A 13,489-nucleotide genomic window follows, 5' to 3' on the forward strand; every position below is an offset into this window, starting at 1 on the left:
ATTCATTTTTATAGCTTAATTTTATCGTAAAACCAGACTATTATGGAATTGATCATTAGAGAATACGAGCTAAAACTGAGGCACACTTTTACAATATCCAGAGAGTCAATTGATATCCAGCCTTCTTTAATAGTACAATTAAAAAGTGGTGGATTCTCCGGATATGGCGAAGCAACTTCAAATCCTTATTACAATATTAGTGTGCCCATGATGAAACAGGATTTAGAGGCCATACAAACGCTCATAGAATCCACTGTTGACGAAACTCCCGAAGAATTCTGGGCAAAAGTACATCCTTATTTAAAACATGATATGTTTGCACTTTGTGCGTTAGACATGGCTTATACCGATTTATATGCGCGCCAAAAAGGCAAAAAGCTACACGAACTTTGGGATTATAACATTGAAAGAAACCCTTTGACTAATTATACTATCGGAATTGATTCTATCGATAAAATGGTTACTAAAATGAAAGAATTGCCATGGCCGATTTATAAAATAAAATTAGGAACCAGCGATGATATTGCCATTGTAAAAGCATTAAGAGAACATACGGATGCCATTTTTAGAATTGATGCTAATTGCGGTTGGGAAATAGAGGAAACATTGAATAATGCTGTGGAACTAAAAAAACTAGGTGTCGAATTTCTGGAACAACCACTAAAAGCGGACGACTGGAAAGGACATGAAGTTATTTTTAAACATTCCGTTTTACCTATTATTGCTGACGAAAGCTGTATTATTGAACAAGACATTTCCAAATGCTACAATCATTTTCATGGTGTGAATATCAAATTGGTAAAATGTGGCGGTTTGACTCCAGCCCGAAGAATGATTCAACAAGCCAAAAAACTGGGACTAAAAACCATGGTGGGCTGCATGACGGAATCTTCTGTGGGAATTTCCGCAATTGCACATTTACTACCTCAATTGGATTATGTGGATATGGACGGTGCCTTGCTTTTATCTGAAGATATTGCCAGCGGAGTACAAATTCAAAATGGTAAAATTGGCTATTCTGCATTGAATGGAACTGGAGTTGTTTTAAAATAATAATTGATGAAAGTAACTGAATTCCCAGATCGGGTTTTAAAAATTGACGAAGAGAAATACCTATACTTTGGCGGAACAGCTTATTTAGGCTTACCGCCAAATAAAAAATTCCAAAAAATACTCTTTAAAAATATTACTCGCTGGGGAACGGCTTATGGAAGTTCCAGAAATGCCAATATCAAACTAACCGCTTACGAAAAAGGAGAAACTTTCTTGGCTAAATTTATCCAAGCCGAAGCCGCTCTTACTGTTTCTTCCGGGATGTTAGCTGGTCGATTGGTTCTTGAATCTTTAAAACAAGAAAAATCAGTTTTTTATCATTTTCCAGATACGCATGTTGCCATTAGCAATCCAGATAGTATTCCGTTTTTTATAAATGAGAAATTAAATCCTAGATTATTGGATAACAAACTCGAAAAAATCACCATCTTAAGTGATGCTGTTACTTCCAATGCTGTTACAGCAGCTGATTTTTCTGTTTTGGAACAAATTCCAAATCATAAAGAAATTACATTGGTTATCGATGAATCGCATTCACTTGGAATTTTAGGTAAAAATGGTAGCGGAATTTTTTCGACAATAAATCAGCCGAATATTAAACGAAAGATCTTGGTTTCTTCTTTAGGAAAAGCTATGGGATTATCAGGTGGTGTAATTGCTAGCGACATTAATTTCATTACTAAAATAAAGGAAAATGATACTTTTGTTTCGAGTGCCGGAATGAATCCCGCTTTTGTACAAACTTTAGCAGATGCAGAGAAAATTTATTGGAAACAGAATAAAAAAATGAGGGAAAATTTGACTTATATTCATTCGAAATTAATTCCCAATACCAACATTCTGTTTGATCAAAACTACCCCGTTATTTACCCTAAAATCGAAAATATCAATACTATTTTAGCATCGAATAAGATTATCATCACCAACTTTAAATACACTTCAGAAACGGATTATTTGAATCGTATTATCATTACAGCCAATCACAAGAAAAAGGATTTGGACAAAATAATTGAAATCCTTAATCAATACCAAAACGAAAATGATTAGCTAATGCTAGAATAACGTACCTTTGTAAAAAATACAAAAATGACAAACAACGATATCTTTAAAAAATTACGCGTAGCCTTGATGCTTCGTGATGATCAAATAGTAGAAATATTGGAATTAGTAGATTTCAGAATTTCAAAATCAGAATTAGGTGCTTTTTTTCGCGACGAAAAACACCCTAATTATGTAGAATGTGGAGACCAGGTTTTACGTAATTTCCTGAATGCTTTGGTTATTCATTTGCGTGGAACTAAAGAAAATCCTAAAAATCCAAATGAAGTTTTAGCGAAACACAAATCGGAAATTCCAAAAAAAGACGGTTCAAAAGAAAGATCCGAATTTAAAGCCACAGCTAAAGATGATGAAAAAGGAAGAGGAGATCAAAAACCTTCAAAATCAGGTGCTGCTACTAAAAAACCTTTTAACAAAAACAATCCGAAAACGGCTCCAAAAATACAAGTTGTAGAAAAAGTAAAATTCAACAACGGAAAAAGCAAAAAATCTTAAGGTTAAAAGTTTTTTATTTCTTTAACATATAAACAAAAAAAATCCCGGTCTCGTTTTAAAATCGAAATCGGGATTTTGTGTTTAATGCACAGCCCTTATTTAGTAAACTTAACTAAAAAAACAAGTCCTTTTCCTGCCTCTAATTCTCCTGTTGATAGCTTTCGATAATTCAAAGTGTTTTTAATGTAATAATTCAAACTTTCATTAGTCGTATTAGTACTTAATACTACCATTTCATGATTCTCATTTATTGCAATTCTCACTTTCACTAGAACATCTTGGTCTAAACCATTAAATGTTGGATAAGTATTAAGCAATTTCGTTATCTCCTTGTAAGTCTCATTAAGAGTCCCTGTTGGATTGTCTGTTGACTTGTCAGCTGCAAATGCTGTTGTTAAAAATAGAGTAACAACAACGGATAAAATTAATTTTCTCATGATTTCTTAATTTTTAATTAGAATTAAATTGTTTCCGATTTCATTGTAAAAGTAAGTAAATCTCTTATTCAAAAAACAAATAAAACACTGACACAGTGCGATTTACGATTTGAAAAAAAATAATTAACAAAAAATATCAGCTAAATAAAAAAACGAAACTAAAATTAAATTATTCGCATAAAAAATAGAAATACGTTGAAAAAAAATTAACCAAAAATATCAAAACATTAAAATCATTAGGAATAAATCAGTTTAAAATAGCTCTAAATAACAAAATCCTGATTCCGTTATAAAACGAAATCAGGATTTTTTTTAATTGATTTACTGTAAACTACCTAGTAAACTTAACCAAGAAAACAAGTCCTTTACCAGCTTGTAATTCTCCCGCTAATAGCTTTTGATAGTTTAAAGTATTTTTGATGTAGTAATTCAAATCTTCATTAGTAGTATTAGTGCTCATTACAACAATTTCATGATTTTCATTAATTGCAATTCTCACTTTTACCACAACGTCTTGTTCTAATCCTCCTAAGTTAGGATACGTATTCAACATTTTAGTTAACTCTTTATAAGTCTCATCAAAATTTTTTGCTGTATTAGGAGACTTATCCGTAGCAAATGCTGTACTCATAAATAAAGTAACGATAACAGATAAAAATAATTTTTTCATGATTTCTTTGTTTTTAATTACAGGTCAAAATTACCACAGATTACCAACATAAAAACCACAAAAACAATTACTTAACTTAAACATAAAAGAGTTCATTTTACACTTTTTGCGAGGTACAAAAACTTTCAGAACAATTAATAAGAGCTTTGTAAAAAAGAAACTTTAAAATTTCATTAATCGCATAAAAACCACCAAAACACTAAAAAAAAGCACATATTCCCTACTTAATATTAAATTAATACAAAGATTGATAATTAAAGTAGAAAATGGATCAGAAACAAAAAAAACCTGTCTCGTTTTTAGAACGAGACAGGTTTTATATATTAACTTTCTTTCTTAATTAAGAAAGTGCAGCTTGTACTTGGTCAGCAGCTTCTTGAAATTGAACTGCAGATAAAATTGGCATACCAGAATTATCAATTAATTCTTTTGCAATTTCAGCATTTGTACCTTGCAAACGAACGATGATTGGCACTTTAATAGCATCTCCCATGTTTTTGTAAGCATCAACAACACCTTGAGCAACACGGTCACAACGAACGATTCCTCCAAAAATGTTAATTAAAATAGCTTTTACGTTTGGATCTTTTAAGATAATACGGAAAGCTGTTTCAACACGTTTAGCATCAGCAGTTCCTCCTACGTCAAGGAAGTTAGCTGGTTCAAAACCTGCATATTTAATTAAATCCATAGTTGCCATTGCAAGACCTGCTCCGTTTACCATACAACCTACAGTACCGTCAAGATCTACATAGTTCAATCCTACTTCTTTAGCTTCAACTTCAATTGCATTTTCTTCAAGAATATCACGCATTTCTGCATAAGCTTTTTGTCTGTATAATGCGTTGTCGTCAATATTTACTTTAGCATCAACTGCTAAAATTTTATTATCAGATGTTTTTAAAACCGGATTGATTTCAAACATAGAAGCGTCTGAACCAATGTAAGCTTTGTATAATGAATCGATGAATTTCACCATTTCTTTAAAAGCATTTCCTGAAAGTCCTAAGTTAAAAGCAATTCTTCTTGCTTGGAAACCTTGTAATCCTACATTAGGATCAATTTCTTCAGTAAAAATTAAATGTGGTGTGTGCTCAGCCACTTCTTCAATATCCATTCCACCTTCAGTAGAATACATAATCATGTTGCGACCAGTTCCTCTGTTTAATAAAACAGAAACATAAAACTCAGAAGTTTCAGATTCTCCAGGATAGTAAACATCCTCAGCAATTAAAACTTTGTGCACTTTTTTCCCTTCAGCAGAAGTCTGAGGAGTTACTAATTGCATTCCAATAATTTGCCCAGCAATCTCTTCTACTTGTTGTAAATTTTTAGCCAGTTTAACCCCGCCACCTTTACCACGTCCACCAGCGTGAACTTGTGCTTTTACAACGTACCAACTTGTTCCAGTTTCGGTAGTTAATTGTTTTGCAGCAGCAACAGCTTCAACCGCATTATTAGCAACGATTCCGCGTTGAACGCGTACTCCGTAGCTTGCTAAAATCTCTTTTCCTTGATATTCGTGTATGTTCATAATATAGAATTTGTCTGGATTCTGAATTTATTTCAAAATATGAGTCCGACAAAAGTAGCAAAAATGAACTAAAATCTGCAATGTTTTTAAGGATTTAAAATATCTTATAAATAAAGTTAAAAAAAGATGCTTTTGCGTTCATTTTTTCAGCGAAAAAAAGATTTTGCAGCAAAAAATAGAACGATCTGACGTTTTTATCTTGAATATAACAATAATGAATTTAAAAAAATAAGAAATAATTGTCAAAATAACACCTCAAAAACGAAGTTACATTAACAATTTGTTAATACACAGCACAAATAATGCAATTATTATTATTTATTATACTTTTTTCTATTATTCCTGTAAAAGTAGCTTATAATAGTCTCAATCGATGGATTATATTTAATGAAATATCTATTTTTGTAAAAAAAATTATCAAGCATGAAAGTTAAAGAACAAGGCCTTTATTTGCCAGAATTCGAGCATGAAAACTGTGGAGCTGGTTTTATCTGCAACCTTAAAGGTGAGAAGACAAATCAAATTATACACGACGCATTAGAAATTCTAGTAAAATTAGAACACCGTGGTGGTGTAAGTGCTGACGGAAAAACGGGAGATGGAGCTGGACTTTTGATTGACATTCCTCACGAATATTTCAACAGAGTTTGTGATTTCAAATTACCTGCTGCTCGTGAGTATGCTGTTGGAATGGTATTTTTACCAAAAATCAAAAACCAATACGTTTTTTGTAAAGATATCTTTGAAAAAGAAATTAAAGCACAAGGACTTACTGTTTTAGGATGGAGAGAAGTTCCTGTTGATTCAACTCAATTAGGTGAAATTGCTTCTGCTTCTGAACCTACTATTGAGCAAATCTTTGTTGGTAAAAGTGAAGCTATTGATGAAGCTACTTTTAAAGCTAAATTATACGCTGCTCGTAAAATTACAGAACACGCTATTGCAAATTCTAAAATATCGCAAAGTTCATACTTTTATTTACCAAGTTTATCAACTACTACCTTAATATATAAAGGTATCATTATGCCTGAGGATATTGGGCCATATTATACTGACTTGCAACAAACGGATTTAGTTACTCGTTTAGCGCTTGTACACCAACGTTTCTCTACGAATACAATGCCAACCTGGGAATTAGCGCAACCATTTAGATACATGTGTCAAAATGGTGAGATTAATACTTTAAGAGGTAACGTAAGTAGAATGCGTGTACGTGAAGAAATCATGAAAAGTGATGTCTTCGGACCACAGATAGAACGTTTATTCCCTATTATTTTACCTGGAAAATCAGATTCAGCTTCTATGGATATGGTAGTTGAATTACTAACACATACTGGAAGATCATTACCTGAAGTAATGATGATGATGATTCCTGAAGCATGGGAAAAACACAAAACCATGTCTGACGAAAGAAAAGCATTCTACGAATACAATGCTTGTATCATGGAACCATGGGACGGACCTGCTTCTGTACCTTTCTCTGACGGAGATTATGTAGGAGCATTATTAGACCGTAACGGTTTAAGACCTTCTCGTTATACTGTGACTAAAAGTGGTAAATTGATTATGGCATCAGAAATTGGTGTTGTAACTGTTGATCCAGAAGATGTAGAAAGCCACGGTAGATTAGAGCCAGGAAAAATGTTCTTAGTTGACATGAACAAAGGACGTATCATCAATGATGAGGAAATCAAAAGTAAAATTGTTTCTGAAAGACCATACCAAGAATGGTTGAAACAATACCGTTTGAACCTGAAAGACGTTCCTACTACAACTAAAGTTTGCCCAATTGAAACTATCGATTTAAAAACAAGAGAGCGTTTATTCAACTATACATTAGAGGATATTCAGGATATGATTACGCCAATGGCTCAAGCTGGAAAAGAAGCTTTGGGTTCTATGGGTATCGATACTCCGCTTGCTGTTTTATCTGACAGACCACAATTGATTCCTAACTATTTCAAACAATTATTTGCTCAGGTAACTAATCCACCTTTGGATGGTATCCGTGAAGAAATTGTAACTGACATTAGTTTAGCTTTAGGTCAAGACAGAAACATCTTTGATATTTCTAGCAAACAATGTAGAAAATTAAGAATTCAAAATCCTGTTATTTCTAACGATGACTTAGAAAAAATCAGAAATATTGATATCGATAATTTCAAAGCAGAAACTATTGAAATTTTATATACAAAAGATAAAGGTTTAAATGGTTTAGAAAATGCTTTAGAAGACATTATCACTCAAATCAGCAAAGCAGTTGATAGAGGAACTAACATCATTATCTTATCTGATAGAGGTGTAAATAAAGAGTTTGCTCCTATTCCTGCATTATTAGCTTGTTCTTATGTTCACCACCAAATGAACCGTTTACGTAAGCGTTCTTACTTTGATATTATTATCGAATCTGCTGAACCACGTGAACCGCACCATTTTGCAACATTATTTGGTTACGGTGCAAGTGCTATTAACCCTTATATGGTTAACGAAATCATTCGTGTACAAGTACAAGAAGGATTCATCACTGGAATTAGCGAACAAAAAGCAGTTGACAACTTTAACAAAGCAATTGGTTCAGGAATTTTAAAAATCATGAACAAAATTGGAATCTCTACTTTACATTCATACAGAGGTTCTCAAATTTTCGAAATTGTTGGTTTCAGCTCTAAATTTGTTCAAAAATACTTCCCTTACACTGCTTCAAGAATTGAAGGTATTGGATTGTATGAAATTGAAAAAGAAATTAGCGAAAGATACCAATATGCTTACCCAGATGTATTAATTCCTAACAGATTAGGTTTAAATATTGGTGGAGAATACAGATGGAGACGTAACGGGGAAAGACACATGTTCAACCCTACTACTATTGCTAAGTTGCAACAAGCAGTACGTTTAAGCGATCAGGACAGTTATGATGTTTATGCTAAAACGGTAAACGATCAGGCTAAAAATTTAATGACCATCCGTGGTTTATTCGAATTTGATAACTTAGATCCAATTCCATTAGACGAAGTAGAACCATGGACTGATATTGTAAAACGTTTCAAAACGGGTGCAATGTCTTACGGATCTATTTCTAGAGAAGCGCACGAGAACTTGGCTATCGCAATGAACCGTATTGGAGGAAAATCCAATTCAGGTGAAGGTGGAGAAGACAGAACTCGTTTCCAACCAGATGTAAACGGTGACAGTCGTAACTCGGCTATCAAACAAGTAGCTTCTGGACGTTTTGGAGTAACTTCTCACTATTTATCTAGTGCAAAAGAGATTCAAATTAAAATGGCTCAAGGTGCAAAACCAGGAGAAGGTGGACAATTACCAGGTGAAAAAGTATTGCCTTGGATTGCATCGGCTCGTAACTCAACTCCTTTCGTAGGATTGATTTCGCCACCACCACACCACGATATTTACTCAATTGAGGATTTAGCTCAATTAATCTTCGACTTAAAAAACGCTAACAGAGAAGCACGTATTAACGTGAAATTAGTTTCTGAAGTTGGGGTTGGAACAATTGCTGCGGGTGTTGCTAAAGCAAAAGCTGACGTTGTATTAATTGCTGGTTATGATGGTGGTACTGGAGCTTCTCCATTAACGTCATTAAAACACGCTGGTCTTCCTTGGGAACTTGGATTGGCTGAAGCACAACAAACTTTAGTATTAAACAACCTAAGAAGCCGTATTGTTGTAGAATGTGACGGACAGTTAAAAACAGGTCGTGACGTAGCTATAGCTGCTTTATTAGGTGCTGAAGAATTTGGTTTTGCTACTGCTCCTCTTGTTGCTTCTGGATGTATCATGATGCGTAAATGCCACTTGAATACTTGCCCGGTAGGTATTGCTACTCAAGATAAAGAATTGCGTAAAAACTTCAAAGGAACTCCTGAGCACGTAATTAACTTCTTCTACTATGTTGCAGAAGAGTTAAGAGGTATCATGGCGTCACTTGGTTTCAGAACTTTAGAAGAAATGATTGGCCAAACGCATAAAATCAATTCGAATAAAGCAATTACGCATTACAAAGCGAGAGGTTTAGATTTATCATCTATCTTACACAGACCAGATGCTTATAAATACAAAACCGTTCGTAACACAGAGAAACAAGATCACGGATTAGACAACGTAATGGATTTCCAAATCTTGAAAGATTCTCACCGTGCTTTGTACAGAAAAGAAAAAATGACTTTGGAATATCCTATTAAAAATACCGACCGTTCAGTGGGAGCTATTGTTAGTAACGAGATTTCTAAAATATATGGTCACTTAGGCCTACCAGAAGATACTTTAAACATTAATTTCACAGGTTCTGCAGGTCAGAGTTTAGGAGCATTTAGTGCACACGGATTAACTTTTACTGTTGAAGGAAACACAAATGATTATTTAGGAAAAGGTTTATCCGGAGCTAAATTAATCATCAAAAAACCAGCAAAAGCTACTTTTGTTGCCTCAGAGAATATTATCGTAGGTAACGTTTGTTTATTTGGAGCTATTGAAGGGGAAGCTTTCATCAACGGTATTGCAGGAGAGCGTTTTGCAGTTCGTAACTCTGGAGCTACAGCTGTAGTTGAAGGTGTGGGAGATCACGGTTGCGAATACATGACTGGTGGTAAAGTAGTTGTTCTAGGTAAAACTGGAAGAAACTTTGCAGCAGGTATGAGTGGTGGTATCGCCTATATCTATGATCCTGAAAACAAATTCAAAAATGGTTTATGTAATACTGAAACTATCGAGTTTGAAACAGTTGAAGGAAACGAAGCCGACGAATTAAGACATTTAATAGAAAGACACGTAGACTACACTAGTAGTACAAAAGGTATCGAATTATTAAATGATTGGAATACAAGCTTAGAAAATTTTGTAAAAGTAATGCCTACAGAATACAAAAAAGCATTAAAGCGTTTGGAAACTGAGGTACAAATGGTAGAAGAATTAACAGCATAATACAATGGGAAAAGTAACAGGTTTTAAAGAATTCGAAAGAAAAGATGAATCATACACAGCAGTACAAGAGCGTGTAGGACATTATAAAGAATTTACAGTTCCTTTGAGTGAAGCTGAAATTACAAAACAAGGATCACGTTGTATGGATTGTGGAATTCCATTTTGCCACAGTGGATGTCCATTAGGGAATTTAATCCCTGATTTCAACCACATGGTACACCAAGGTGAATGGCAAAAAGCCTCTTGGATCCTACATTCAACAAATAACTTCCCTGAATTTACAGGACGTTTATGTCCTGCACCATGTGAGAAAGCATGTGTATTGGGAATCATTGAAGAGCCAATATCTATTGAGAATATAGAAAAAAATATTGTGGAGCGTGCCTTTGCAGAAGGATGGATTAAACCTCAACCTCCAAAAACAAGAACAGGAAAAACTGTTGCTGTTGTAGGTTCTGGACCTGCTGGTTTAGCAGCTGCACAACAATTGAACAGAGCGGGACACTTAGTTACTGTTTTCGAAAGAGATGACGCTGTTGGAGGATTGTTACGTTACGGAATTCCTAATTTCAAAATGGAAAAAGGAGTTATCGACCGTCGTGTGGCTATCTTAGAAGCAGAAGGAATTACTTTCAAAGTAAACACTAATGTTGGTGTTAACTACGATATTAATGACTTAAAAGCTTTTGATTCTATCGTACTTTGTGGCGGTGCTACAGAAAGAAGAGGTTTACCTACTCCAGGTGCTGATGCTGATGGTGTAGTTCAGGCAATGGATTTCTTAACGCAACAAACTAAAGTAGTTTTTGGTCAAAAAATAGAAAACCAGGTTTTAGCAACTGGAAAAGATGTAATCGTAATTGGTGGTGGAGATACAGGATCTGACTGTGTAGGAACATCAAACCGTCAAGGTGCAAAATCAGTGACTAACTTTGAGATTATGCCAAAACCTCCAGTAGGAAGAAGCGAATCTACTCCTTGGCCTTATTGGCCACTACAATTGAAAACTTCTTCTTCTCACAAAGAAGGGGTTGAAAGAAACTGGTTAATTAATACTAAAGAGTTCATCAAAGACGCTAATGGTAAATTAATCGCTCTTAAAACAGTAAACGTAGAATGGAAAATGGTTCCTGGACAACGTCCTGAATTAATCGAAATTGCTGGTTCTGAGAAAACTTGGCCATGTGACTTAGCTTTATTAGCTTTAGGTTTTACAGGTCCTGAAAAAACATTAAGCAGTCAATTAGGTTTAGAATTGGATTTTAGAAGCAACTACAAAGCGGAATATGGTAAATACCAAACTAATATTCCAAATATCTTTACAGCTGGTGATATGCGTCGTGGACAATCTTTGATTGTTTGGGCTATTTCCGAAGGTAGAGAAGCTGCTAGACAAGTAGATTTATACTTAATGGGATCAACTAATTTACCTACCAAAGAAGGTGGTGATTTACCTCCATTGTAGTAATCAATAAATACTAAAAAAGGCTATCCGAAAACAATTTCAGATAGCCTTTTTTGTTTTCTAAAACTGACTTAATCTACAATAAACCTTCAAAATTATCTTAATACAAGATAGAATATTCAACCGAAAAAGATTACTTTTAGTCACTCATTAAAGATTATAAATCCTCAATTAAGCAACAAATTATTTAAAATGTCAGAAGACCAAAAGAAACAACTCGAACAACAGCTCTGGAATATTGCCAATGCCTTGAGAGGAAAAATGAATGCAGATGAGTTTCGTGATTATATTTTAGGATTCATTTTTTATAAATATTTGGCTGAAAAAATGGAAATTTATGCCAATAATATTTTAGAGCAAGACAAAATATATTTTAGAGACATACAAGAAAACACTGAAAACGGAAAGCAATATATTGAAGCTATAAAAGAAGCCTCTCTTGAAAAATTGGGTTATTTCTTGAAACCTTCAGAATTATTCAGTGAAATTGCTAAACGTGGGAATAGCGACAGCAATGCCTTTATCCTTGAAGATTTACAAAAAATCCTGACCAACATCCAATTGAGTACAATGGGTACACAAAGCGAAGAAGATTTTGATAATCTCTTTGAAGACATGGATCTTAATAGTACAAAATTAGGAAAAACAGCAGAAGCAAGAAATGCTATTATTGCAAAAGTATTAATGCATCTGGATGAAATTGACTTCAAATTACAGCATACTGAATTAGATGTTTTAGGCGATGCTTACGAATATTTGATTGGACAATTTGCCAGCGGAGCAGGAAAAAAAGCAGGCGAATTTTATACTCCTCAAGAAGTTAGTAAAATATTAGCCAAAATTGTAACCTCTGGAAAAAACAGGTTAAAATCAGTCTATGATCCTACATGTGGCTCCGGTTCTTTGTTGCTTCGTGTAGCAAAAGAAGTAGAAGACGTAAGTAATTTTTACGGACAAGAAATGAACCGTACTACTTATAATCTTGCCCGAATGAATATGATCTTGCACGGTGTCCATTTTCTAAAATTCGACATCAAGCAAGAAGACACCTTAGAACATCCGCAACACAAAGGTTTAGAATTTGAAGCCATCGTGGCAAATCCTCCATTTTCCGCACAATGGAGTGCTAATCCCCTATTTACATCCGATGATCGTTTTAGTCAATATGGAAAATTAGCTCCAGGTAGCAAAGCCGATTTTGCTTTTGTACAACACATGATTTATCATTTGGCAGAAAACGGTATTATGGCAATCGTTTTACCTCACGGCGTTTTGTTTCGTGGAGGAGCTGAATTGCACATTCGAAAATACTTGATTGAACAAAAAAACTATTTAGATGCTGTGATTGGCTTACCAGCTAATATCTTTTACGGTACAGGAATTCCTACTTGTATTTTGATATTCAAAAAATGTAGAGAAACACCAGAAGACATTTTATTTATTGATGCAAGCAAAGGTTTCGAAAAGGTTAAAAACCAGAATATGCTACGCGATGAGCATATTGATAAAATTGTAGCAACCTATCGCGATAGAACTGTCATTGAAAAATACAGCCATAAAGCCACATTAGAAGAAATTGCTAATAACGATTATAACTTAAATATTCCTCGCTATGTCGATACTTTTGAAGAACAGGAAGAGATTGACATTCAAGCGGTAATGAGTAGCATAAAAGAATTGGAAGCTAAACGAGCTGATTTGGATGTTCAGATTGAGATGTATTTCAAGGAATTAGGATTGGTATTTTAATAGTTAGAAGTTTATGGAAGATCGAAACATCATTATATACAATACCCAAGATGGCAAATTTACTGTTTCACTTTATGCAAAAGACGGCT

Annotated in this window: 9 protein-coding genes; 6 read left to right on the forward strand and 3 right to left on the reverse strand. The window is 34.2% G+C overall.

All coding sequences use genetic code 11. The features are described 5' to 3' along the window. The first annotated feature begins 42 nt into the window (after nt 1-42). Genes AAGV33_RS05495 through AAGV33_RS05505 form a run of 3 tightly spaced genes read left to right on the forward strand, consistent with a single transcriptional unit; the run spans nt 43 to nt 2,607 of the window. A complete protein-coding gene (locus AAGV33_RS05495; RefSeq protein ID WP_373390949.1) occupies nt 43-1,053 on the forward strand; it encodes a dipeptide epimerase in 1,011 nt (336 codons plus the stop codon). Nucleotides 1,054-1,059: 6 nt separating this feature from the next. Further along, the gene (locus AAGV33_RS05500; RefSeq protein WP_373390950.1) at nt 1,060-2,100 is read left to right on the forward strand and encodes an aminotransferase class I/II-fold pyridoxal phosphate-dependent enzyme; all 1,041 of its coding nucleotides are present in this window, start codon (nt 1,060-1,062) and stop codon (nt 2,098-2,100) included. A 39-nt stretch (nt 2,101-2,139) separates the two neighbouring features. Further along, nucleotides 2,140-2,607 (forward strand): DUF1456 family protein, encoded by a 468-nt coding sequence (locus tag AAGV33_RS05505; RefSeq protein WP_373390951.1) that lies wholly within the window; start codon nt 2,140-2,142, stop codon nt 2,605-2,607. A 95-nt stretch (nt 2,608-2,702) separates the two neighbouring features. Here the strand turns inward: AAGV33_RS05505 and AAGV33_RS05510 are convergent, their stop codons facing one another. From AAGV33_RS05510 to sucC, 3 genes are all read right to left on the reverse strand, one after another. Beyond that, nucleotides 2,703-3,044 carry a hypothetical protein gene (locus tag AAGV33_RS05510; protein ID WP_373390952.1) on the reverse strand — a complete coding sequence of 114 codons (342 nt, stop codon included), beginning with the start codon at nt 3,042-3,044 and terminating at the stop codon, nt 2,703-2,705. 331 nt (nt 3,045-3,375) lie between these two features. Next, the gene (locus AAGV33_RS05515; protein ID WP_373390953.1) at nt 3,376-3,675 is read right to left on the reverse strand and encodes a hypothetical protein; all 300 of its coding nucleotides are present in this window, start codon (nt 3,673-3,675) and stop codon (nt 3,376-3,378) included. Between the two features lie 379 nt (nt 3,676-4,054). After that, entirely contained in the window at nt 4,055-5,248 is a 1,194-nt protein-coding gene (gene sucC / locus AAGV33_RS05520) for an ADP-forming succinate--CoA ligase subunit beta (protein ID WP_373390954.1), read from the reverse strand. A gap of 423 nt (nt 5,249-5,671) precedes the next feature. Between sucC and gltB the strand changes: the two genes are divergently transcribed. The 3 genes from gltB to AAGV33_RS05535 all read left to right on the forward strand — a co-directional run bounded on the left by gltB (nt 5,672) and on the right by AAGV33_RS05535 (nt 13,400). Next, a complete protein-coding gene (gene gltB / locus AAGV33_RS05525) occupies nt 5,672-10,186 on the forward strand; it encodes a glutamate synthase large subunit (RefSeq protein ID WP_373390955.1) in 4,515 nt (1,504 codons plus the stop codon). Nucleotides 10,187-10,190: 4 nt separating this feature from the next. Next, on the forward strand, nt 10,191-11,651 hold the full coding sequence (locus tag AAGV33_RS05530) for a glutamate synthase subunit beta (protein ID WP_373390956.1): 1,461 nt from the start codon (nt 10,191-10,193) through the stop codon (nt 11,649-11,651). Between the two features lie 192 nt (nt 11,652-11,843). Then, a complete protein-coding gene (locus AAGV33_RS05535) occupies nt 11,844-13,400 on the forward strand; it encodes a type I restriction-modification system subunit M (RefSeq protein ID WP_373390957.1) in 1,557 nt (518 codons plus the stop codon). Nucleotides 13,401-13,489: the final 89 nt, after the last annotated feature.

The sequence above is a fragment of the Flavobacterium magnesitis genome, assembly GCF_041729735.1.
GTDB classification, from domain to species: domain Bacteria; phylum Bacteroidota; class Bacteroidia; order Flavobacteriales; family Flavobacteriaceae; genus Flavobacterium; species Flavobacterium magnesitis.